We start from the raw sequence: 22,844 nt of genomic DNA, 5'->3' as shown, positions 1-22,844 counted from the left end.
GATGCGAAGGAGCCCCATGACACCGCCCGTGCCCGCTGACACCACCCCGGATCGCGCCAACCCAGGACGCCGCCGCGTGCTCCTGAAGCTCTCCGGCGAGGTCTTCGGCGGCGGCTCCGTGGGCGTGGACCCCGCCACTGTGCGGGCCATCGCCGAGCAGATCGCCGCGGTGAAGGGCCGGGTCGAGGTCAGCGTCGTCGTCGGCGGCGGCAATTTCTTCCGCGGCGCCGAACTGTCCAAAGCCGGTATGGACAGGGCCCGCGCCGACTACATGGGCATGCTCGGAACCGTGATGAACGCCCTGTCGCTCCAGGACTTCCTTGAGCAGTCGGGGCAGCCCACCCGTGTGCAGACCGCCATCTCCATGGCTCAGGTCTCCGAGCCCTACATCCCCCTCCGGGCCGTCCGCCACATGGAGAAGGGCCGCGTAGTGGTCTTCGGAGCCGGCGCGGGCATGCCGTTCTTCTCCACCGACACGGTCTGCGCGCAGCGTGCCCTGGAGGTAGGAGCGCAGCAGGTGCTCATGGCGAAGTCCGGCGTGGACGGCGTCTACAGCGCAGACCCCCGCAAGGACCCCAGCGCAGAGAAGCTGGACACCCTCACCTACGATGAGGCGCTGCGCCAGGACATCCGAGTCATGGACCAGACTGCGATGACCATGTGCAACGACAACGGCCTGCCCATGCGGGTCTTCGGCATGGAGGGGGAGGGGAACATCACCCGCGCCCTGCTCGGCGAAGAGATCGGCACCGCCGTCAACCCATGACAGTGCTCGACGTCGCCCCCTTTCAGTAGACTTCCACCTGGCACAACCGGACACCCAAGGAGAGAACCGTGATTGAGGAGACCCTGCTCGAGGCCGAAGATGCCATGCAGCGCACCGTCGAGGCGACCAGCGAGGACTTCGCCAGCGTGCGCACCGGTCGGGCCAACCCTGCCATGTACTCCAAGGTGCTCGTCGACTACTACGGCAGCGCCACCCCGCTGCAGCAGCTCGCGTCCTTCAACACACCGGACGCACGCACCATCCTCATCACCCCCTATGACGTCTCCGCGATGCGCGAGATCGAGAAGGCCCTCTCCGACTCCGAGATCGGCGCGAACCCGTCCAACGACGGCAAACAGATCCGCATCACCATGCCGGAGCTGACCGAGGAGCGGCGCAAGGAATACGTGAAGCTCATCAAAGGCAAGGGGGAGGACCACAAGGTCTCCGTCCGCAACGCCCGCCGCAAAGCCAAGGAGGCGATGGAGAAAGCCTCCAAGGACGGCGAAGTCGGCGAGGACGACGCCGAGCGCGGCACCAAGGAGCTCGAGGCGCTCACCAAGAAGTACGTGGACCGCATCGAGGAGATGTCCAAGCGCAAGGAAGCCGAACTCCTCGAGGTCTGAGCCTCGGCGCCCCACATGACCTCTACGCCGCCGCCCTTCCCGTCTGACGGCACCGAAGCCCCGCCTGCCCAGAACCTGAGAGATTCGGCCGTGACCCCTCCCGAGAAGAAGGAGCCCCGCGGCGGACGGAACCTACCGGCAGCCATCGCCACCGGTGCTGGGCTGCTGATCCCAGCGGTGATCGGCATCCTCTTCTTCGTCGAGGTGCTGATAGGCCTCTTCTCTGTTCTGCTGTGCCTGGGCGTCTGGGAGGTGGCCCGGGCCCTTCGGAGCCAGAGATTCGAGGTTCCGGTCATCCCCCTGGGCGTGGGTTCGGTCGGGATGCTGGTGGCGGCCTACGTCGCCGCGGAGGAGGGCCTGGTCCTCGCGCTGGCTGCCACCAGCATCCTGCTGGTGGCCTGGGTGCTCATCCGCAGCACCCTCCGAAAGCCTTCTGATGACACAGGCCGTCCCCCGCTGCAGTCAGCTGCAGCAGCGATCTTCACCGCCTGCTGGGTGCCTTTCCTCGTGTCCTTCGCCGTGCTCCTGGTGCAGCTGGACGACGGTGCATGGCGGCTGACCGTCGTCGTGCTGCTGGTGGTCTCCAACGACACCTTCGGGTACATCGCAGGCCGACTCTTCGGGAAGCACCCCATGGTGCCGACGGTCAGCCCCAAAAAGTCCTGGGAGGGCTTCGCCGGCTCCGTCATCGGCGCCTCCGCGGTCAGCTCGCTGTTCTCCTGGCTGGTGTTCTCCGAGCCGCTCTACGCGGGGGTGGTGCTCGCGCTGCTCGTCGTCGTCGCAGCCACCGCCGGAGACTTCGCGGAATCGATGCTCAAGCGTGAAACAGGCATCAAGGACATGTCCAACGCACTGCCCGGCCACGGCGGGGTCATGGACCGGCTCGACTCGATCGTCTGGGCGATGCCGGCCGCCTACCTCGGCGTGGTGGCTCTCGGCCTGGGCTGAGCCCACTTAGGCTTGTCGGCATGGCGCAACCACTGTTCACCCTGCTCTCCGAGAACGAGCACGGCTACAGCCGGGAGGAAGTCGACCAGTTCATGGCCCGCGCCCGCGCGGCCTATGACTCCGGACGCAGCATGCCCCTGGCCGAGATCCGGGAGGCCAGCTTCTCCATGGGCCCCGGCGGGTACAACCCCGCGGAGGTCGATGCGGCCCTGGACCGGCTCGAGGACGCCTTCGCCTCTGCCGAGCGCGACCGCTACATCGCCGCCCACGGAGAGGACGCCTGGTACGAGCTGCTCGCCGAGCGCGCCGAACCGCTGCGCAGACGCCTCGAGCGCCCCGCGGGCCAACGGTTCCGGGAGCCCGACGCCGGGCCCGCCGGGTACCGCAAGACCGAGGTGGACGAGCTCGCCCATCGGCTCGAGCAGTACCTCGACGGCGAGAACCCGATGAGCGTCGACGAGATCCGCACCGTCACCTTCGCCGCCGCATCCGGCGGCTCCGCCTACGACGAAGCCCAGGTCGATGCGTTCCTGGACCGTATGACTGAGATCATGGCTTCGGTAGGCTGACTCGAATGAGCATCACACTGCGGGCCGTCAACGAAGCCGACCTGGACCAGTTCTTCCACTTTCAGCAGGACGCCGACGCCGCCCACATGGCCGGCTTCGCGCCCACCAACCCCAAGGACCGAAGCGTCTTCGACCACCACTGGAGCCAGCTCCTCGGTGACGAGTCCTCCCTGGTCCGCACCATCGACGTCGACGGCGTCCCCGCCGGCTCCATCGCCGTCTTCCAGGACGAGGACGCCCACGAGATCATGTTCTGGACCGATAAGCAGTTCTGGTCCCAGGGCATCACGACCACCGCTGTGGACCAGTTCCTCAAAGAGTTCGAGCCGCGGCCCCTGCGTGCACGCGTCGTCGCGGACAACGGCGGCAGCCTGAAAATCCTCGCCACCCGCGGCTTCCAGGAAGTCGGGGAGGAGCAGGTCTTCTCCAACGCCCGGGCCCAGGTCGTGACTGAGAAGATCCTTCAGCTCGACTGAGATGCTCCGCCGGTGCTCACCGAGGCGAATATGTCTCCGAGCACCACACAGCCCGGGCAGGCCTGCCAGTGATGGGCCAGGCGCTCCCGGGCTGCGTGGCTGCTCGGACGGAAGCCGCTGCCGACCTCGTCAGGATCCGGGGAAGAAAAGCTGGGTGGCGTTGATGAAGGTGTAGGTCAGGCCGAAGAGCATCGGAACGGACACGATGACCCAGGCCACGGGGATCGGGACGATCGGGGGGCCGGCGGGGGTCACCCGTGGGGTGGTGTCCACCAGGCTCTCCTCGTCCTTAGGCCTGGTTGCGGGCGCGGCAGCCTCCTTGGACTCCTCATGCCACTTCTTGCTGACCGGGCGCACCATCAGGTTGGCGATGAAGCCCACCGCCAGCAGGCCGGCCATGATGAACAGCGCCGGCCGGTAGTCCGCCGCGGTGAGGTCCATGCCCGCGGTGCCGTCAGCGGAGTCCAGGGTGATGTTCACGATGGCTGGGCCGGTGATTCCCGCGGCGGACCAGGCGGTGAGCAGGCGGCCGTGGATGGCGCCGACCTGCAGGGTGCCGAAGAGGTCCTTCAGGTAGGCCGGAATGGTGGCGAAGCCGCCGCCGTAGAAGGACAGGATGATGCCCGCCAGGACGATGAACGCGGCCATGTTGGTGTTGCCGAAGGTGCCCAGGGAGATGTAGAGCGCCGCGCCGAGGCCGAGGTACATCATGTAGATCGGCTTGCGGCCGATCTTGTCCGAGGTGGTGGCCCAGACGAAGCGTCCCAGGGTGTTGGTCAGCGACAGGTAGCCGACGAACCCGGCGGCGGCCACTGCCGCGACCTCCGGGTGGGCAAAGGTTTCGCCGGTGGTCTCATCGCGGAAGAAGTCCTGCACCACGTTCGCTGCCTGCGGCAGCAGGCCGACGGCGGCGGTGACGTTGACGAACAGCACCACCCACAGCAGCCAGAACTGCGGGGTCTTGACGGCGTTGTTGGCGGTGACGTTGCCCGCCGAGATCATCTTGGAGGACTTTTTCCTCTTCTCCGGGTCGAAGCCCTCCGGCTTCCAGTCGGCGGCGGGAACCCGGATGATCCATGCGGCGAAGAGCATCATGGGCGCGTAGATCGCGGCGAGGGTGAGGAACAGGTAGCCCACGGCGAAGCCCTCGCCGATGCCCATGCGGCCGAAGACGCCGAGCATCATGTTCGAGAACGGTGCGGCGATCATCGCGCCGACGCCGAAGCCCATGATGGCCATGCCGGTGCCCAGGCCGGGACGGTCCGGGAACCATTTCATCAGCGTGGAGACTGGGGCGATGTAGCCGATGCCCAGGCCGATGCCGCCGATGACGCCGTAGCCCAGGCCCACCAGCCACAGCTGCTGGGTGAAGATGCCGACAGAGCCGACCAGGAAGCCTGTGATCCAGAACGTGGTGGATGCCAGCATCGCCATCCGGGGGCCGCGGTAGTCCACCCACTTGCCGAACAGGGCCGCGGAGAGGCCCATCAGTACGATGGACAGGGAGAACGCGAAGAACGCCACCGCGGTCTGGGCCGGGTGCTCGCCGCCGAAGATGGGGCCGAGGATCTGGCCGAAGATGCCCACCAGCGGGTCCTCGGCGAAGTGGCCGGCCAGCCGGGACTGGTAGACCGAGGTGCCGTAGACCTGGCCGATGCACATGTGGATCGCCAGGGCGGCCGGCGGAATGATCCAACGGTTGAACCCCGGACCCGCAGTGATCCGGTGGTAAGAGGGCGCGCGCATCTCGGCAAATTTCGGGGTGGCCTTCGTCTGCCGGTCGTCGACCGTTGAGGCGGTGGCTGAGTTGGTCATCAGCTGCCTTTCTTGGGGCATATCGGGCACAAAACAGGGGGTCACTCTTTTGTGACTCGGCACACATTTGCATGATGCGTGTGCCAGCGGCCCCTCAGATACGACGAACGGCACTGTTCCTGCGGCAAGCGGTCAGGCGGCGCTCAGAACGGTCAGCGGGTCCCTAGACTGGCCGCATGGAGCAGGCGAGCGCGACGACGGCGATCCTTGTGGTCATCATCGCCGTGCTGACCGCACTGGTGCTCTACGTGGCTGCCCGCAGCCGGGCCGCCCAGCCGACGGACGAGACCCCCGCGGTCAAGCCGGTCACCGACGACGCCGTGGACTACCGTGCACTCGCCGAGGCCACCCGCCGGCAGCTCGTGGAGGCCGAGCTGCGGACCCTGCGCAGCCAGATCTCCCCGCACTTCATCTACAACAGCCTCAACGCAATCGCCGCGACCATCCCTGCAGACCCGGTCAAGGCCCGTGAGCTCGTCATCGACTTCGCCGACTTCACCCGGTACAGCCTGCGCGGCGCGGGCGACTTCACCACCCTCGAGGAGGAGCTGGCCGCCGTCGAGCGGTATGTGCTGCTCGAGCAGGCTCGGTTCGAGGACCGGGTGCAGGTCCGGCTGAAGATCGCCCCCGAGATCCTGAGCCTCAAACTCCCGTTCCTCGCAGTGCAGCCGCTGGTGGAGAACGCCGTCCGCCACGGCATGGACTCCGCCACCGGGCAGGCGAAGGTGCGGCTCACCGGCCAGGACGAGGGGACCCACGCCGTCATCAGCGTGGAGGACGACGGCCCCGGAGCAGACCCGGAGCAGATCCGCAGGGTCCTCGTCGGAGAGGAGGGCAGCTCCCACATCGGACTGCGCAACGTGGACCTGCGCCTGCGGCAGGCCTACGGCGGAGCCGACGGCCTGCAGATCGAGACCGCCGAAGGAGCGGGCATGCGCGTGTGGATGCGGGTGCCCAAGTTCCAGCCCGGCACAGAGGAGAGCGCATGAAGATCCTCGTCGTCGACGACGAGAAGCCCGCCGTGACCCAGATGCAGTGGATGCTGGAGTCTGAGCCGCTGGCGGAGACCGTCCACACCGCCCACAACGCGGCCCAGGCCAAGCACATCCTCAGCACCCAGCCCATCGACGTCGTGCTCCTGGACATCCACATGCCCGGCCAGAACGGGATGCAGCTGGCCCGCCGGCTCACCGAGAAGGCCGCCGACGGGGAGCCTGCCCCGCAGATCATCTTCATCACCGCTGACGCCCAGCCCGCGGTGGAGGCCTTCGAGCTCGCCGCCCGTGACTACCTGCTCAAACCCGTCCGCGCCTCCCGGCTCCGCGAAGCCCTCACCCGTGCCTCCGAGGCGCTGGCGCCCCACGCCGGCAGCGCAGCCCCCGCACCCCCGCGCATCTCCGTCAGCCGCGGGGACTCCACCGTGCTGCTGGAGCTCTCCGCGATCCGCAGGGCTGAGGCCCAGGGCGACTACGCCCGCCTCCACACTGACCGGGGATCCTTCCTGCTGCGGGCGGCGCTGGCTGACCTGGAGGAGCAGTGGCAGCCGCACGGGTTCGTCCGGATCCACCGGTCCCACCTGATCAGCCTTCACCACGTCCAGCGGGTCCAGCACAGGGCCGGACGGATGACGATCCGGGTCGCAGACGAGGACCTGGATGTCAGCCGCCGGCTGATGCCGCAGGTGAGAGACCGTCTCGCATCGGTGGGCCGATGACCCGCGAGCCCGACGACGCCGCGACCAGCGCCGGCCCCGCCCGTCAGCGGGTCGTGGGTCCGCAGATCCCGCCCACGGGTGAGGAGGCCCTGCTGGATCCCCGCCGCGGGCATCTGCGCGGGGGCGCCCGGGCCGCTGAGGAGGACGCCGGCGTGCTGGCGCTGATATCCGCGAAGCTGCGGATCGCCGTCGCCATCGGGCTGGGATTCTTCACCCTGCTGGTGGTGGTCTGCGCGGCACTGGCTCTCTCCCCGGCCCGGGGGCCGCTGGTGTGGATCATCCCCGGCGTCGTGCTGTACCCGATCATCCTGGCGGCGGGCCGGTTCTACCTGCTTAGGATCCTCCGGTACGACCAGGCCTACAGGAGGCGGCGCAGTGCCTGAGTACACCATCGCTGCCATCATCCTGGTGTTCGCCGTGACGATGCTGGTCAGCCTGTTCGGGCTGCGGGTGGCCCGCTCCACCAGCGACTTCTACGTGGCCTCCCGTCGGGTCTCCCCGCGGATGAACGCCTCTGCGCTGGCCGGCGAGTACATCTCTGCGGCCAGCTTTCTGGGCGTGGCCGGGCTGATCGTGGCGGAGGGCACCTACGGACTGTGGTTCCCGCTGGGCTACACCGCAGGATGCCTGACGATGCTGCTGTTCATGACCGGTCCGCTGCGCCGCTCCGGGGTCTACACCGTGCCTGACTTCGTCAGCCTGCGGTTCTCCTCGGCCCGGCTGCGGGTGGCCACGGTGATCATCGTGGTGCTGACCGGCTGGCTGTACATCGTCCCGCAGCTGCACGGGGCCGCCCTGGCTCTGACCACCACCACGGGGCTGCCGGGGTGGGCGGGGCCGGTGGCGGTGATCCTGGTGGTGCTCGCCACGGTGCTGCCCGGCGGCATGCGGTCGGTGACGATCGCCCAGGCGGTCCAGTACTGGATCAAGCTTTCTGCGCTGCTGGTCCCGCTGATCTTCATCCTGCTGCAGGCGGGCGCGCTGGGTGGGGCGGGGCTGCCCGGCTGGGACGCTTCCGTGTGGGACGACGACGCCGGCTCCTCGCCAGCTGATCTGTACCGGATCGTTTCGCTGCTGCTGGCGCTGATGCTCGGCACCATCGGCCTGCCGCACATTCTGGTGCGCTTCTACACGAACCCGGACGGAGACGCAGCTCGCCGCACCACCTTCCTGCTGCTGGGCCTGCTCTCCGGGTTCTACGTGCTTCCGGTGGCCCTGGGGGTGATCGCCCGGGCGGTGCTCCCTGACCAGGGGCTCGGCTCCCCGGACACTGCTCTGCTGCGTCTGCCGGCCGCGATCTTCGAGGGTGTCGGCGGGGATCTGCTCACCGCGGTGATCGCAGGCGGCGCGTTCGCCGCCTTCCTCTCGACGTCCTCCGGCCTGGTGGTCTCCGTCTCCGGGGTGCTGTCCCAGGAGTTCTTCGGCGGGTCGGTGCGCGGCTTCCGGATCGGTGCGGTGCTGGCCTGTGCCCTGCCGCTGGCGATCGCGACCGCCACCACGCATATGCCGCTGGCCGGGACGGTGGCGATGGTGTTCACCTTTGCGGGGTCGTCGTTGGCGCCCCTGCTGCTGCTGGGGATCTGGTGGTCCGGGATCACCGCGCAGGGGGCCGTGGCGGGGATGGTGACCGGCGCTGCCGCTTCGCTGGGTTCCTTCGCGCTCGGCTGGGCGTTCGAGAGCGTGTGGAGCACGGAGGCGGTCCTGCTGAACTATCCGGCGCTCTGGTGTGTGCCGCTGGCGTTCGCCGTCGCGGTGCTGGTGAGCAGGTTCGGAACCAGCACGCCGCCGGCCAACACAGCCAAGGTCCTGGCCCGTCTCCACCTCCCGGAAGGCTGACGGCTTTCCGTCCGTCCGTTGGCTGCTGGATTTCGGGCCCGCTTTCCGCGCTGACGGGCTAATTCGTCGCAGAATTCCAGCAGCGAACATCCATGGACGCCCTCCCTCTTGCACAAGCCTGCATACGGCTCGAGGCTGCGCCGAGGCGTGCACACCCCACGGTCCGCCTGTCTTCCCCAGGGAGCTTTCCGCGTGGGCTGGGGGTGTGACGCAGGAGAAGCCAGACCAGCGCCGACGGCCGGCCAAACCTCTGTCCGCTTCCGGAGCCCTTGCGGGTCGGCTCCTGGAAGGCGGGCTGAACCGTGGAGACCTCCGGCATGCCGAGGCCAACGGAACCGCGATACGACCAGCCTGGGGGATCTATGTCGCCGCCGAATCCGTACGAGACCCGCAGAGGCAGGAGCGGGCGGTGCTGCAGGCCCTGACAGCGGACGGGCGACGAATCGTGTCTCATGAGAGCGCCGCCTCCCTGTGGGGCTTCTCGGACAGGCCGCTGAAACGCCCCTTCCACCTGACCAGTTTGGCGGGGGCGCCACAGATTCAGCGACCAGGTCTGGTGATCTCCCATCGGGGGTCTGTGCCGGACGAGTTCCTTCGGTGGTGGAACAGGATCAGGGTGGTCTCTCCTGCCTGGGCCTGGCTGGACGTGGCGCTGCGCAGCTCCGAAGAGGATGCGTTGGTCCTTGCCGACCAGGTGCTCAGCGTCCGAATCCGCCGCCCTGGCCTGCCTTCGCCCCTGGCCGGGCGTCATGAGCTGGAGGAAGCTCTCCGCGTCAGGGGGCGGGCGAACGGTATTCGTGCGGCTCGCTCCGCGGTCGATTTGGCCAGCGATGCCGTGGATTCTCGCCCGGAGACTCGTCTCCGGTACGCGATGCACCGGGCAGGGCTGCCGGTTCCTGAGGTGAACCCGCTGGTCTGCGACGAGCGTGGAGCGCGTTGCTTTCGGCCTGACCTTGCCCTTCGAGAGTGGAGGCTGGCGATCCAGTATGAGGGAGCTGCGGTGCATTCCACGCCTGAGCGGGTGCTTCAGGATGTGCACAGGCAGGAGACAGCTGAGCTGCTCGGCTGGACAGAGGTGCGCATCACCAAGGACCACATGCGGAATGGAGGAGCTCCTGCGGTGCAGAAGATCTTGGGGAAGCTTTGTGAGCGGGGCTACCTCGGGTGATCGGAGCAGCCGTTCGGTGCTGGACTTTTGAGCTGCTTTGGCTCTTTTCGGGGTCAAGTGCCGCAACTTTCCGACAGCGAACGCGGGCGCGCCTCCTGACCTTGGGGATGAGAGTGCTGCTGCCGGTGCACCGGCAGCGGATCAGCGATCGGCCGGCGGTGCACGAGGGTGGATAATGGGGCGGTGATGAAGAAGGTCGCAATTCTGGGGTCCACCGGATCCATCGGCACGCAGGCGCTCGAGGTGGTCGCCCAGCACCCGGAGAAGTTTGACGTCGTCGCGCTCTGTGCAGGCCGCAACGCCGCTCTGCTGGCGGAGCAGGCTCGCCAGTTCCGCCCAGGGATCGTGGGGATCCACGACGCCGATTCTGCGGTCACGCTCAAAGAGCGCCTCATCGACCACACGCCCCACATCCTCGCCGGCCCTGAGGCTGCCGAGACGATCGCCGCTGAGTCCGGGGCCGACGTCGTCCTCAACGCGATGACCGGCTCCATCGGCCTGAAGCCCACCCTCGCTGCCCTGCGGGCCGGGGCCCAGCTTGCCCTGGCCAATAAGGAGTCCCTGGTGGTCGGCGGCGCGCTGATTGCTGGGGCCTGCACCCGCCCGGGCCAGGTCGTCCCGGTGGACTCGGAGCACTCGGCCCTGGCTCAGGCGCTGATCTCGGGACGGCACCGGCGCGGGCTCTGCTCCCCGGAAGCTGCCTCCGACGGCGAGACCGAGGTGTCCAAGCTGGTGCTCACCGCCTCAGGGGGCCCCTTCCGCGGCTGGGAGGCCGCCCAGCTGGCGGACGTCACCCCGGAGATGGCGCTGAAGCACCCGAACTTTGCGATGGGGCTGATGGTCACCACCAACTCGGCGACCATGGTCAACAAGGCGCTGGAGGTCATTGAGGCGCATCTGCTCTTCGACGTCCCGCTCGAGCAGATCGAAACGGTCATCCACCCGCAGCAGTACATCCACTCGCTGGTGGAGTTCCAGGACGGCTCCACCGTCGCCCAGGCGGGCCCGCCCAGGATGCTGGTGCCGATCGGCTGGGCGCTGTCGCACCCTGACCGCCTGGAGAGGGTCGACACCCCGATCGACTGGACGCACGCGATGTCCTGGACCTTCGAGCCTCTGGACCACGAGGCGTTCCCCGCCGTGCAGCTCGCCAAGCGAGCCGCCGCGAGCAGCGCGACCCATATGGGGGTCTACAACGCCGCCAACGAGCAGGCCGTTGAGGCATTCCACCGCAGCGAGGTGCCCTTCACCGGAATCCTGCCCACCGTGGCAGAGGTGCTCACTGAGCACGACGGCGTCCCGGCCGCGCGCGCAGACCTGGACGCTGTGCTGGAGGCTGAGACCTGGGCGCGCGCCCGGGCGAACGAGCTGCTGGGTCTCAGCGCTGACCGGGCTCGCGCTGAGGCGGGTGCCCGGTGACCGTCGCGCTGCTGACCCTGGTCGGGGTCCTGATCATGGTGGTGGGCATCATCGTCTCCATCGCCCTGCACGAGGTGGGCCACCTGCTCCCCGCCAAGCTCTTCAGGATCCGGGTCACCCAGTACATGGTCGGATTCGGCAGGACCATCTGGTCCAAGCAGAAGGGCGAGACCGAGTACGGGATCAAGGCCCTGCCCCTCGGCGGCTATATCGCGATGATCGGGATGTACCCGCCGGCCGGGCCGAAGCCGACGCACGACGTCGCCGACTCCGGTCCCGAGGACCCGTACCTCCGTGAGGTCGGCAGCCAGTACGGCACCGCACCGCATGCGGCGCCTGAGCATGCGGCGTCCTCGGCGGAGGAGCCCCGCACAGTGACGTCGCACTCCACCGGCATCTTCCAACAGATGTCCGAGGAGGCCCGTGAGGTCGCGGCCGAGGAGCTCCAGCCCGGTGACGAGTCCCGGATGTTCTACAGCCAGGCCACCTGGAAGAAGATCATCGTGATGCTCGGCGGCCCGGCGATGAACGGGCTGCTGGCCCTGTTCCTCACCGCCGGGACGGTCTCTCTGCACGGCATGAACGAGACGGTGCCGCGTGTGGTGGAGGTCTACGAGTGCGTGGCGGCCTCCCAGGAGCTCGCTGAGGAGCAGGGGGACGAGTGCGCCGCCGATGACCCGCCGGGCCCCGCCTACGAGGCCGGGCTGCGGCCCGGGGACGAGATCGTCGAGTTCGGCGGCCAGCCGGTGGAGGACTGGGACCAGCTCACGCTGCTCATCCGGGAGGCAGCGGGTGAGGACACCTCGCTGGTCTACGAGCGGGACGGTGAGACCCACTCCACCGCCATCACCCCCATCGAGACCGAACGGCCCGTCTACGATCAGCTCAACCGGCCTGAGCGGGATGAGAACGATGAGCTCATCACCGAGCAGGCCGGATTCATCGGCATGGGGGCGGACCAGGAGCTCGTCCGCCAGCCGCCCTGGGAGGCCGGGCCGATCGTCTGGGAGCAGACCAAGGCGATCAGCCAGGTCGTGGTGACCCTGCCGGTGCGGCTGTACGACGTCGCCGTCACCACCTTCACCGACGCCGAGCGCGACCCCGACGGGCCCATGTCCGTGGTGGGCGTGGGCCGGATCGCCGGTGAGATCTCCGCGCAGGAGCAGATCCCGTGGGAGTCCCGGTTCGCCACCCTGATGTCTCTGGTGGCCGGGGTGAACGTGGCCCTGATGGTGTTCAACCTCATCCCGCTGCTGCCGCTGGACGGCGGGCACGTGGCCGGTGCCCTCTACGAGTCGCTGCGTCGCCGCCTGGCCAAGCTCTTCGGCCGCCCGGACCCGGGTCCATTCGACATCTCCAAGCTGCTGCCGCTGACCTATATCGTCGCGCTCTGCATCATCGCGATGGGCGCCATGCTGATCTTCGCCGACATCGTCGATCCGATCAGACTCTTCCCCGACGAGTAGGAGAGGCGCGACGTCGGGAGGCTGGCTTCCGGCGTCGTACCATGGATGCGATGACTGCTATCAATCTCGGCATGCCCGCCGCACCCCCGCCGGTGCTGGCGCCTCGCAGGAAAACCCGGAACTTCCAGGTCGGCGACGTCGGCGTCGGCAGCGACCACCCCATCTCGGTGCAGTCGATGACCACCACCAAGACCCACGACATCAACGCGACCCTGCAGCAGATCGCCGAGCTGACGGCCTCGGGCTGCGACATCGTCCGGGTGGCATGCCCCACCGACAAGGACGCCGAGGCGCTGCCGATCATCGCGAAGAAGTCCCAGATCCCGGTGATCGCAGACATCCACTTCCAGCCCAAGTACGTCTACGCGGCCATCGAGGCCGGCTGCGGCGCGGTGCGGGTGAACCCCGGGAACATCCGGAAGTTCGACGACCAGGTCGGTGAGATCTCCAAGATGGCAGCCGACCACGGGGTCAGCCTCCGCATCGGTGTGAACGCCGGCTCCCTGGACAAGCGTCAGATGGAGAAGTACGGCAAAGCCACCCCGGAGGCGCTCGTTGAGTCCGCCGTGTGGGAGGCCAGCCTGTTCGAGGAGCACGGCTTCCACGACTTCAAGATCAGCGTGAAGCACTCCGACCCGGTCATCATGACCCAGGCATACCAGCTGCTCGCCGAGCGCGGAGACTGGCCCCTGCACCTGGGCGTCACCGAGGCGGGCCCCGCCTTCCAGGGCACCATCAAATCTGCCACCGCCTTCGGGGCCCTGCTGTCCCAGGGCCTCGGCGACACCATCCGCGTGTCCCTCTCCGCCCCGCCGGCGGAGGAGGTCAAGGTCGGCAATCAGATCCTGGAGTCGCTGAACCTGCGCCCCCGCAAGCTCGAGATCGTCTCCTGCCCGTCCTGCGGCCGCGCCCAGGTGGACGTCTACACCCTGGCAGACGAGGTCACCGCCGGCCTGGAGGGCATGGAGGTGCCGCTGCGCGTGGCCGTGATGGGCTGCGTGGTCAACGGGCCGGGCGAGGCGCGCGACGCGGACCTCGGTGTGGCCTCCGGCAACGGCAAGGGCCAGATCTTCGTCAAGGGCGAGGTCATCAAGACCGTTCCCGAGGACCAGATCGTCGAGACCCTCATCGAGGAGGCCAACCGGATCGCCGAGGACATGGGGCTCGAAGCCGAGGGAGAGGACGCCGGCCCCGGTGCCCCTGTGGTCTCCGTCAGCTGACCCGGCAGCGAAGATCGCCCGCGCCACCGGCGGCGCGGTCCGCCTCCTCCACGCCTCAGACACTCCTGCGCTCCACGCGCTGCTCTCCCAGGACCCGGTGGGCAGCGTCTCGGCGTCCGCGGCGGTGCGGCAGCGAGGAGGCGCGGCCCCCTCGAAGAGCCGCACAGGCGCCCTGGTGGTCGGCATCGACGGGCCTGATGGCCGGGGGCCCCGCAGGGGCGGGCTGGGGGCTGCCTGTTGGCTGGGGTCCAACATCATCCCGATCAGCGCCGACCCCGAGTCCGCGGGGCTGTTCGGACAGGCGGCAGCGGCGCTGAAGCGCAGGGTCTCCTCGATCTACGGGCGCGCCGAGGCCGCCCTGCCCCTGTTTGAGGCCACCGGGTGGGCGAACCAGCGGGAGGTCCGTCCGAACCAGCCGCTGATGTCCATCTCCGGTCCGCCCGCCGTCGACCCGCTGCCGGGTGTGCGGCCCTCCCGGGTCGAGGAGTTCCGGGCGGTGGAGAAGGCCTGTGCGGCGATGTTCGCCGAGGAGCTGGGCTTCAGCCCCTACACCCAGGGAATCAGCCAGTACCGGGAACGGATCCGCGGGCTCATCCGGGCGGGCCACTCCCTGATCGCAGTGGACCCGCAGACGCGGCAGATCATCTTCAAGGCTGAGTTCGGCGCGGTCACCGACCAGGTGGTCCAGGTGCAGGGCGTCTGGGTCCCGCCCTCGCGGCGCGGTGAGGGCCTGGCCGGCCCGGGCATGGCCGCCGTCGTCGAGTACGGGCTGACGCTGGCCCCCACGGTGAGCCTCTACGTCAATGACTACAACACCCCCGCCGTCCGCGCCTACGAACGCGTCGGGTTCACGCAGGTGGGCGCATACGCCACAGTCCTGTTCTAGCTCGGGGGCGGCGCGTCCCACCGCCCCTCTCGGCCAGCCGCAGAGGTGGTAGCCTTCGCGTTCGAAGCCTTCGATAGTGTGGCCCGTATGGAGGAGCTGCAGGCGGCGCTGAGTGCTGGGGACTTCACCGCTGCGCGCCGGCTGGCCGCAGAGGCTGTTGAGTCGGGGGAGTACGACGACGCTCTGGCGGCCCTCGCAGCCCAGGCCAAGGAGGATCAGGCCGCGGCGGAGGTGCTGATCGAGGCGCTGGACTCCTCCGGCGTCGTGCGCCGGTTTGCCGGTGCGGCCCTGCTGGACCAGACGGCGGTGGACGACGTCGCCCAGGACTCGCTGATCAGCATCGCCGGCTCCATCAGCTCCTACGACGGCCGCGGCAAGGTGACCACGTGGGTGCACAGCATCGTGCGGCGCCGCGTGGTGGATCATCTGCGCCGGCAGCGTCAGGAGGTCCCGCTGGAGGACGACGCGGGCCCGGCCGCCCGGATCAGCTCGATGATCGCGACCCGCACCACCGTCCGCGACGCGCTGGCGGCGCTCCCGGAGCTCTACCGGAACCCTGTGGTCCACCGGGACATCGAGGGGCTGAGCTACAGGGAGATCGCGCAGCGGCTCGGCCGTGCCGAGGGAACCGTGAAGGCCCAGATCAGCCGGGGCCGGGCGATGGTGGCCGCCCAGCTGAAGGAGGGTGCCCAGGATGGGTGAGCGGGTGGGCCGCTACCGGCTCGAGGAAGTCATCGGTGTGGGGTCCTTCGCCACCGTGCACCGGGCCTCCGATGACCTGCTGGGCGACACCGTGGTGGTCAAGCTGCTCGCGGAGAACCACAGCCTCAACCCGGAGATCCGGGAACGCTTCATCGCGGAGGGACGCTCCCTGCGGAAGATCCACAGCCCCGCAGTCGTCACTGTTCATGACATGGGGGAGTCCCCGCGCCAGCAGCCGTACCTGGTGCTGGAGTTTGCGGACCGCGGCACGCTCGCGGACCGGGTGCGGAAGCTGTGGGCGGAGGGCTGGCGAGCCACTCGTGAGGACATGCTGGCCTTTGCGCGGCCCCTGGCTGAGGCGCTGGAGGCGGTGCACCGCGCCAAGCTGGTGCACCGCGATCTGAGTCCCGGCAACCTTCTGCTGGCTACGGCTCCCGGTGCTGAGGGGATCTCCGGGGCGGGGAGCACGAGGCTTCTGGGGTCGGACGAGCGGCTGCTGCTCGCGGACCTGGGCATGTGCAAGGACTTGGCGGTGAATTCTGGGCTGACCGTCTCCGGCGGCACGGCCGGCTTCCGGCCCCCGGAGCAGAACGGGCCTGGGCTGGTGGATACGCGGGCGGACATCTGGTCAATGTCCGCGGTGCTGAAGTGGCTTGCTCAGCAGTCGGATCTGCCGCAGACCTTCTACGAGGTGCTGGGCCGCGGGATGCGGACCGATCCGAGCCATCGGCTGCAGGATGCCGGGGCCTGGCTGGCTGAGGTGGAGCGGGCGCTTGCTCCGCCGGAGCCTGTCCCGCAGGCGCTCGCAGCGGATGAGAGCGACGACGCTGAGCCTCCCGTGACCACGGGCCCGTACTATCCGCCGTACACCTCGGATCAGCCTACCCAGATGATCTCCCCGCAGAGGCCTCTGCCCACCACGGACGGCGGCACGGGCAGAAAGTCCAAGCGGCGCCGTCCGCTGCGCAGCGCCCTGGCGGTGTGCGCCGTCGTCGCGCTGGCAGCGGTGGTCGGACTGGGCGCGGGGTGGTTCCTGCGCGGCCCGGGCGGGCTGCCGGCGGAGACCGAGAACGCAGCCCTGTCCATCAGCGGACCCGAGGAGGTCCAGGTGGGGGAGACCGCCACCTTTGAGGTCCGGGAGAGCCAGGTGGAGGACTGGGTCTGGCTGCTGCCCACCGGCACCTACCAGACGGCGGAGGAGGTCTCCGTGACGCCGACGGCACCGGGCTGGGCGGAAGTGGTCCTGCGCGGCCGGGCAGCGGACGGGACAGAGCTGGAGGCCCGCCGCACCATCCGAGTGGTGGAGTGACGGACCTCCAGGTCAGCTGAGCAGCGGCGGGGTTCAGTCCACCTTCACGACGTCGCCGGAAGCGACGTCCACGTAGACCTCCACGTCGTTGACGAACTCGATCTCCCAGACGACCACGCCGTCCTCGGTGTCGAGCTCGGCCTCGTCGAAGGTCGGGTCCTCGCCGGCCTCGCCCTCAGCGGTGTCGAGGGCGTCGAGGAAGCTGATCTCCACGGCTTCCGCCTTCTGCTGATCGTCGCTGTCGAGGGTCTCCTCATCGTAGTCCCACATCTCGAAGGTCTCAGGGTCGATGTCGAACTCGTACTCGGTGCCGCTGCCGAGGTCGAAGATCTCGACCTCGAAGTAGCCGCCCTCGTCCTCGATCTCACCGATCTCACCGTCGGGGTACTCCTCGGCGAGGAACTCGGCGACGGCGCGGACCTCGTCCTCGGCGGCCTCAGCCTCGTCTGCCTCAGGCTCCTCGGCAGTAGTGGGCTCGCCCTCGCCGTCCTGAGCCTCAGTGCCGGCGTCGTCGCTGTCTGTCTCGCCGTTGTCCTGGGCCTCGTCCTCAGTGCCGGCGGTCTCGGCCGCGTCATCGTTCTCCTCGAACTCGGCGTCGTCGGGGGAGCAGGCGGTCACGCCCAGGGCGACGACGGCGAAGGCGGCGGCGGACTTGGTGAACAGGCTGGTCTGGATGCTCATCGGAATCTCCTTCGGATGCTGCGGAATGTGTTGGCACCAGTAAGTCGCAGCTCGGTGCAGGAAAGTTGCATGGACTGGGAAACTCTCTTCGGGCGGGCTCCCATGCCTGCCATGACGGGGCTCTGCTCCTGCTAGCCCTGGACTGCTGCACATATCACGTGTCACGATCGCTGCAGCCTAAGGGCCTGGAACGATGTCGCGAACATGGCTGCAACTTTCTTGCACCCCCTTACGACTTACAGGTGTCCGAGTACAAAAGAATCATGAAGGAGAGCACCATGACGCCCCGCAGAACTCTCGCCCGCTCGGTGACGGCGTTCGCCGCCGCGGCAGCCCTGACCCTCACAGCATGCGGCCCGGAGGACGACGCCGAGTTCGAGGAGAGCGGCAACGGCGAAGACGCCGAGCAGACCTCCGAGACGGAAGAGACCGACGGCGGCACCGATGCCGACGACGAGGACGATGCAGCCGGGGATGAGGATGCTGAGGAAGACGGCGGCACCGACGCTGGTGCCGATTCAGGGCCGGTGGACCCGGAGGATGCGGTGGAGACCGTCACCTACAGCATTCCGAACCCGGACATCGACGGTGAGATCACAGTCGGCTTCCACCACCTGCGGACCCGCGAAGACACCATGGAGCTGCTGCTGACCATCACCCCGGAATTCGGTGAGCACGAGGCTTACAGCCTCTACAACCTGCATGACGGTCGCTTCAGCCCGCCTCGGCTGAGCGACCGGGAGAACCTGAAGCAGTACACGGTCCTCGGGGCCCAGCACGGGTCTCCGGGGTGGGCGACGGACGGCACTCCCAGCGGGGCCGACATCAATGACGGGGCCTCGCTGACCTACTGGGCGAACTACCCGCTGCCTGAGGATGACATCGATACGATCAGCGTCTCTGTCCACGAGGCTGCCCCGGAGTTCGAGGACATCGAGATTGACTGGCAGGACGCTGAGCCTGCTGACCACGGCGGCGACGGATCCGACCCGGAGGCTGATGGGAATGGCGATGACACCGAGGACGAGGAGTGATCATGCGTCGGTCGCTTGCCGTACTGCTGGCTGCGGGCGCGCTGAGCATCGGCCTCGTGCCAGCGGCTTCCGCTGACGAGGACGACCTTCACGAGCAGCCTGAGGAGCCTGACCTCAGCAGCAGCGATTTCGCTGACGCAGTGATCCGCTATAACCCAGCGGATTCTCTGATCACCTATGACCGGGAAGTTTCGATCGATGACCTGGGCGGGGGAGAGCCCGAGGAGCAGAACGTGATTTCTCTTGAGACAGACATCCTCTTCTCGCCCATGGAATGGGAGCTTCCTGGCAATGCCGGTGCTCGCATCGCTGATCTGGTTGAGGAGGTGCCCGACGGCGCCGCAGTGGATGTTCACGGCCACACTGACTCGAACCCAGTGCCGGATGAGTACGACTTCGACAACGACGAGCTCTCCGAGAACCGAGCCCAGGCGGTGGCGGACGTGCTGGAGGATGAGCGCCCGGACCTGACCCTGAACGTCGAGGGCTTCGGCGACTCCCAGCCGGCTGAGGCGGAGGACCCGGAAGATCCTTCAACGTTCGCGGCCAACCGCCGCGTCGAGATCCGCCACGGGAGCTGAGGCTCACCGGCGTCGTGCTTCATCTCACGTGCTGTCCCCCGGCGCGTACGCACCGCCGAGGGACGCCTCTGCCGGGATACTTGAAGGAATGCGAACACCGGCCGCCCTCATCCCCGCGCTGACCGCGGCACTGCTGCTCGCCTCCTGCGCCGAGGAGCCCGCAGGGCAGGACGGGGAAGCAGGGGCAGGCCTACCCGACGGAGCCCCCACCGGGCAGGCCGAACAGACTCTGGCCACCGCGCCCGACCCCACCGGCGAGCAGCTCGACCACGAGGAGATGCGCGAAGCCCTCGACACGCACGTCTCCGGCAGCATCACGGACACCGATGACTACTGGGAGCGCATCCGCGACCTCAACACCGAGCTGCAGCGGCTCGCCGTGGACCCCAACGACTGCAAGCCCTACGTGACCGCCTCCGCCCTGCCCGTGCCCTCGTCAGCGCTCGCCGCCTTCGCCGAGGACGACCAGCAGCACACCGCGATCTACACCTTCCCCGACGCCGATGCCGCCCAGGCCTACATGGACAATGAGCAGCGGGGCGCCGGGCAGTGCGGCGAGCACACCGTCACCCGGGAGCTCGACAGCGCCCAGATCGAAGCCACCACCGAGATCGACGAGGTCGAGGTGCTCTCCGCCGCCGACGCATCCCTCGGAGTGCGGCAGGAAGTCAGCGACGCCGACGGCGCCGAGCACGCCATCGGCGTCGTCCTGCGCCACCAGGCGCAGGTGGTCGCCGTCAGCCGTTCCCTCAGCGAGCCCCTGGACGGGGAGGAGGCGGAGGAGTCAGCGGTCGAGCTGGAGGCTGAGGCTGCCGCCATCCTCGAAGATCTCACCGGTGCTGACCTTGAGCCCCCGGAGCCCGAGCCGGAGGAGGACGATGACGAGGACGAGGGCGAAGAGGGCGAGTGACGATGACGGTCGGCATTAGCCGGGCGGCGTCGTCGTGCTTACACTGGCATGTTGACGCCTGAACTGATCTGACTGGAGACACCAGCTGTGCCGACTCTGCTCGAGAAAGTCCTCAAGACTGGGGAGAAGAAGATCCTCAAGCGGCTGCACGGGTATGCCGACGCCGTGAACCTGTTGGAGGACGAGTTCCGCGACCTCACTGATGCGGAGCTGCGCGAGGAGACCGAGCGCTTCAGGGAGCGGGTCGCCGACGGCGAGTCCCTGGACTCCCTGCTGCCGGAGGCGTTCGCCGCCGTGCGCGAGGCTGCTGACCGGACCCTGGGCCTGAGGCACTTCGACGTGCAGATCATGGGCGGGGCCGCCCTGCACCTGGGCAACATCGCTGAGATGGGAACCGGCGAGGGCAAGACCCTCGTCGCCACCGCCCCCGCCTACCTCAACGCCTTGACGGGCGAGGGTGTGCACGTCATCACCGTCAACGACTACCTCGCCAAGTACCAGGCTGATCTGATGGGCCGTGTCTACCGGTTCCTGGGCATGAGCACCGGCACCATCACCAACAACATGAAGCCCGCCGCCCGGCGCGAGGCCTACGCCGCTGACATCACCTACGGCACCAACAACGAGTTCGGCTTCGACTTCCTCCGGGACAACATGGCCCAGTCCCTGGACGATCTGGTCCAGCGCGAGCGCCACTACGCCATCATCGATGAGATCGACTCCATCCTCATCGACGAGGCCCGCACCCCGCTGATCATCTCCGGCACGGCCAGCGGCGACATCTCCCGCTGGTACACCGACTTCGCGAAGCTGGTGCAGCACCTCAAGCTCGACGAGGACTACGAGGTCGACGAGAAGAAGCGCACCGTGGGCGTGCTCGAGTCCGGCATCGACAAGGTCGAGGACTACCTGGGCATCGAAAATCTCTACGAGACCCAGAACACCACGCTGATCCAATACCTCAACAACGGGCTCCGCGCCAAGGAGCTCTACAAGAAGGACACCGACTACGTCGTCGTCGACGGCGAGGTGCACATCGTGGACGAGCACACCGGCCGCATCCTCAAGGGCCGCCGGTACAACGAGGGGCTCCACCAGGCCATCGAGGCCAAGGAGGGCGTGAGGATCAAGCCCGAGAACCAGACTCGGGCCACTGTCACCCTGCAGAACTACTTCCGCGGCTATGCGAAGATCTCCGGCATGACCGGCACCGCCGAGACTGAGGCGGGCGAATTCATGTCCACCTACAAGCTCGGCGTCGTCCCGATCCCGCCGAACCGCCCTCGCCAGCGCACCGACCACAACGACCTCGTCTACAAGAACGAGATCGTGAAGTTCGACGCCGTGGTGAGGGACATTGTGGAGCGTCACGAGGCGGGCCAGCCGATGCTGGTGGGCACGGAGTCCGTGGAGAAGTCCGAGTACCTCTCCAAGCAGCTCGCCAAGCGCGGCATCCGCCACGAGGTCCTCAACGCGAAGAACCACGAGCGGGAGGCCGCCATCGTTGCCCAGGCCGGGCGCAAGGGCGCAGTCACCGTGGCCACCAACATGGCCGGCCGAGGCACCGACATCATCCTCGGCGGCAACGCCGAGTTCAACGCTGTGCAGCAGATGCAGCAGCTGGGCCTTGACCCGGAGGAGGACGCCGAGGAGTACGAGGCCAGGTGGAACGAGGTCTTCGACGCCGCCAAAGCAGCCACCAAGGCTGAGGCTGAGGAGGTCCGCGCGTTCGGCGGACTCTACGTGCTGGGCACCGAGCGGCATCAGTCCCGCCGCATCGACAACCAGCTGCGCGGCCGTTCGGGCCGTCAGGGCGACCCTGGCGAGTCCCGGTTCTACATCTCCCTGACCGATGACCTGATGCGCCTGTTCAACCAGGCCGCCGCTCAGCGGATCATGAGCTCTCCCGCCATGGACGAGGAGACCCCGGTGGAGCACAAGATGGTCTCCTCGGCGATCGCAAACGCCCAGCAGCAGCGGGAGTCGCAGAACACTGAGCAGCGCAAGAACGTGCTCAAGTACGACGATGTGATGAACCGTCAGCGCGAGGCGATCTACTCCGACCGCCGCCGCATCCTCGAGGGCGATGATGTCCACGAGAAGGTCCAGCACTTCATCGAGGACGCCGTGGGCCTGATGATCGATGAGAAGACCGTTGCCTCATCCCCGGAGGATTGGGACCTTGAGAGCCTGTGGGAGGAGCTCGGCGGCCTGTACCCGGTCTCCCTGGAGATCGAGGACCTGATCGAGGATGCCGGGGGCGTGGACCAGCTCAGCGCCAAGCAGCTCAAGCGCGAGATCACCTCCGATGCCAAGATCGCCTACGAGCAGAAGGAGGACGAGGTCGGCTCCGAGGCGCTGCGCGCCCTCGAGCGCCGGGTGATGCTCTCCGTCATCGACGAGAAGTGGCAGGAGCACCTCTACGAGATGGACTACCTGAAGTCCGGCATCGGCCTGCGCTCCATGGCCCAGCGCGACCCGCTGGTGGAGTACCAGCGGGAGGGCTACCTGCTCTTCCAGGGCATGGCGGACCAGATCCGGGAGGAGGCTGTCCGCAAGCTCTTCGCCGCCGAGGTCACTGCCGTCGCGCCCCGAGCGGCGAACGTCAGCCTGCCGGGGGTCAAGGACGGCCGGATCGCAGCCGCCGGCACCCAGATCAAGATTCCCGGCGTCCGTGACGCCAAAGGGCAGCGATAGCCCGCGCTTCAGGCGGGAATG

The 22,844-nt window shown here is 68.1% G+C and carries 22 protein-coding genes; 20 read left to right on the top strand and 2 right to left on the bottom strand.

From position 1 onward, the window contains the following. Positions 1-16 precede the first annotated feature (16 nt). The 5 genes from pyrH (at position 17) to FWJ47_RS11725 (ending at position 3,385) form a co-directional block, all read left to right on the top strand. Positions 17-766 (top strand): UMP kinase, encoded by a 750-nt coding sequence (gene pyrH / locus FWJ47_RS11745; RefSeq protein WP_147108549.1) that lies wholly within the window; start codon positions 17-19, stop codon positions 764-766. Positions 767-834: 68 nt separating this feature from the next. Further along, positions 835-1,392 (top strand): ribosome recycling factor, encoded by a 558-nt coding sequence (frr, locus tag FWJ47_RS11740; RefSeq protein WP_147108546.1) that lies wholly within the window; start codon positions 835-837, stop codon positions 1,390-1,392. Positions 1,393-1,482: 90 nt separating this feature from the next. Then, positions 1,483-2,340: a phosphatidate cytidylyltransferase gene (locus tag FWJ47_RS11735; RefSeq protein ID WP_246126292.1), complete on the top strand. Its 858-nt coding sequence runs from the start codon at positions 1,483-1,485 to the stop codon at positions 2,338-2,340. Between the two features lie 20 nt (positions 2,341-2,360). Next, positions 2,361-2,909 carry a DivIVA domain-containing protein gene (locus tag FWJ47_RS11730; protein WP_147108540.1) on the top strand — a complete coding sequence of 183 codons (549 nt, stop codon included), beginning with the start codon at positions 2,361-2,363 and terminating at the stop codon, positions 2,907-2,909. A 5-nt stretch (positions 2,910-2,914) separates the two neighbouring features. After that, positions 2,915-3,385, top strand: a complete 471-nt coding sequence (locus tag FWJ47_RS11725; protein ID WP_147108536.1) for a GNAT family N-acetyltransferase — start codon at positions 2,915-2,917, stop codon at positions 3,383-3,385. 129 nt (positions 3,386-3,514) lie between these two features. On the opposite strand, the gene FWJ47_RS11720 is transcribed toward FWJ47_RS11725, so the two are convergent. Continuing rightward, a complete protein-coding gene (locus tag FWJ47_RS11720) occupies positions 3,515-5,131 on the bottom strand; it encodes an OFA family MFS transporter (RefSeq protein ID WP_147109426.1) in 1,617 nt (538 codons plus the stop codon). 245 nt (positions 5,132-5,376) lie between these two features. On the opposite strand from FWJ47_RS11720, the gene FWJ47_RS11715 reads away from it, so the two are divergent. From FWJ47_RS11715 to FWJ47_RS11665, 11 genes are all read left to right on the top strand, one after another. Then, positions 5,377-6,189: a histidine kinase gene (locus FWJ47_RS11715; RefSeq protein WP_147108534.1), complete on the top strand. Its 813-nt coding sequence runs from the start codon at positions 5,377-5,379 to the stop codon at positions 6,187-6,189. Beyond that, complete coding sequence (locus FWJ47_RS11710) at positions 6,186-6,914, top strand: LytR/AlgR family response regulator transcription factor (protein ID WP_147108531.1); 729 nt, start codon at positions 6,186-6,188, stop codon at positions 6,912-6,914. The genes FWJ47_RS11715 and FWJ47_RS11710 overlap by 4 nt, the downstream gene beginning before the upstream one ends. Continuing rightward, positions 6,911-7,297 carry a hypothetical protein gene (locus tag FWJ47_RS11705; RefSeq protein ID WP_147108527.1) on the top strand — a complete coding sequence of 129 codons (387 nt, stop codon included), beginning with the start codon at positions 6,911-6,913 and terminating at the stop codon, positions 7,295-7,297. Before FWJ47_RS11710 ends, FWJ47_RS11705 begins: the two co-directional genes overlap by 4 nt. After that, positions 7,290-8,750 (top strand): sodium/solute symporter, encoded by a 1,461-nt coding sequence (locus tag FWJ47_RS11700; RefSeq protein ID WP_246126291.1) that lies wholly within the window; start codon positions 7,290-7,292, stop codon positions 8,748-8,750. Before FWJ47_RS11705 ends, FWJ47_RS11700 begins: the two co-directional genes overlap by 8 nt. Positions 8,751-8,955: 205 nt before the next feature. Further along, positions 8,956-9,918, top strand: coding sequence for a hypothetical protein (locus FWJ47_RS11695; protein WP_147108524.1), 963 nt, complete (start codon positions 8,956-8,958; stop codon positions 9,916-9,918). A gap of 186 nt (positions 9,919-10,104) precedes the next feature. After that, positions 10,105-11,337, top strand: a complete 1,233-nt coding sequence (gene dxr, locus FWJ47_RS11690; protein WP_147108521.1) for a 1-deoxy-D-xylulose-5-phosphate reductoisomerase — start codon at positions 10,105-10,107, stop codon at positions 11,335-11,337. A 35-nt stretch (positions 11,338-11,372) separates the two neighbouring features. After that, a complete protein-coding gene (locus FWJ47_RS11685; protein ID WP_425466011.1) occupies positions 11,373-12,803 on the top strand; it encodes a M50 family metallopeptidase in 1,431 nt (476 codons plus the stop codon). Between the two features lie 50 nt (positions 12,804-12,853). Then, a complete protein-coding gene (ispG, locus tag FWJ47_RS11680; protein WP_147108515.1) occupies positions 12,854-14,023 on the top strand; it encodes a flavodoxin-dependent (E)-4-hydroxy-3-methylbut-2-enyl-diphosphate synthase in 1,170 nt (389 codons plus the stop codon). Further along, positions 13,998-14,909, top strand: coding sequence for a GNAT family N-acetyltransferase (locus tag FWJ47_RS11675; protein ID WP_147108512.1), 912 nt, complete (start codon positions 13,998-14,000; stop codon positions 14,907-14,909). Before ispG ends, FWJ47_RS11675 begins: the two co-directional genes overlap by 26 nt. Before the next feature lie 87 nt (positions 14,910-14,996). Next, positions 14,997-15,611, top strand: a complete 615-nt coding sequence (locus tag FWJ47_RS11670) for an RNA polymerase sigma factor (protein ID WP_147108509.1) — start codon at positions 14,997-14,999, stop codon at positions 15,609-15,611. Then, positions 15,604-16,920, top strand: a complete 1,317-nt coding sequence (locus tag FWJ47_RS11665; RefSeq protein ID WP_147108506.1) for a serine/threonine-protein kinase — start codon at positions 15,604-15,606, stop codon at positions 16,918-16,920. The genes FWJ47_RS11670 and FWJ47_RS11665 overlap by 8 nt, the downstream gene beginning before the upstream one ends. A 33-nt stretch (positions 16,921-16,953) precedes the next feature. On the opposite strand, the gene FWJ47_RS12170 is transcribed toward FWJ47_RS11665, so the two are convergent. Next, a complete protein-coding gene (locus tag FWJ47_RS12170; protein ID WP_211359007.1) occupies positions 16,954-17,601 on the bottom strand; it encodes a PepSY domain-containing protein in 648 nt (215 codons plus the stop codon). Between the two features lie 263 nt (positions 17,602-17,864). Between FWJ47_RS12170 and FWJ47_RS11655 the strand changes: the two genes are divergently transcribed. From FWJ47_RS11655 to secA, 4 genes are all read left to right on the top strand, one after another. Beyond that, a complete protein-coding gene (locus FWJ47_RS11655) occupies positions 17,865-18,635 on the top strand; it encodes a hypothetical protein (RefSeq protein ID WP_147108503.1) in 771 nt (256 codons plus the stop codon). 2 nt (positions 18,636-18,637) lie between these two features. Further along, a complete protein-coding gene (locus tag FWJ47_RS11650) occupies positions 18,638-19,216 on the top strand; it encodes an OmpA family protein (RefSeq protein WP_147108500.1) in 579 nt (192 codons plus the stop codon). A gap of 88 nt (positions 19,217-19,304) precedes the next feature. Continuing rightward, the gene (locus tag FWJ47_RS11645; RefSeq protein ID WP_147108497.1) at positions 19,305-20,126 is read left to right on the top strand and encodes a hypothetical protein; all 822 of its coding nucleotides are present in this window, start codon (positions 19,305-19,307) and stop codon (positions 20,124-20,126) included. 87 nt (positions 20,127-20,213) lie between these two features. Further along, on the top strand, positions 20,214-22,823 hold the full coding sequence (gene secA, locus FWJ47_RS11640; RefSeq protein ID WP_147108494.1) for a preprotein translocase subunit SecA: 2,610 nt from the start codon (positions 20,214-20,216) through the stop codon (positions 22,821-22,823). Positions 22,824-22,844 lie beyond the last annotated feature (21 nt).

Source organism: Nesterenkonia populi (assembly GCF_007994735.1).
GTDB lineage: Bacteria > Actinomycetota > Actinomycetes > Actinomycetales > Micrococcaceae > Nesterenkonia > Nesterenkonia populi.
Note: the sequence above shows the minus strand (reverse complement) of the source record. Positions and strands in the feature narration are given on the sequence as shown.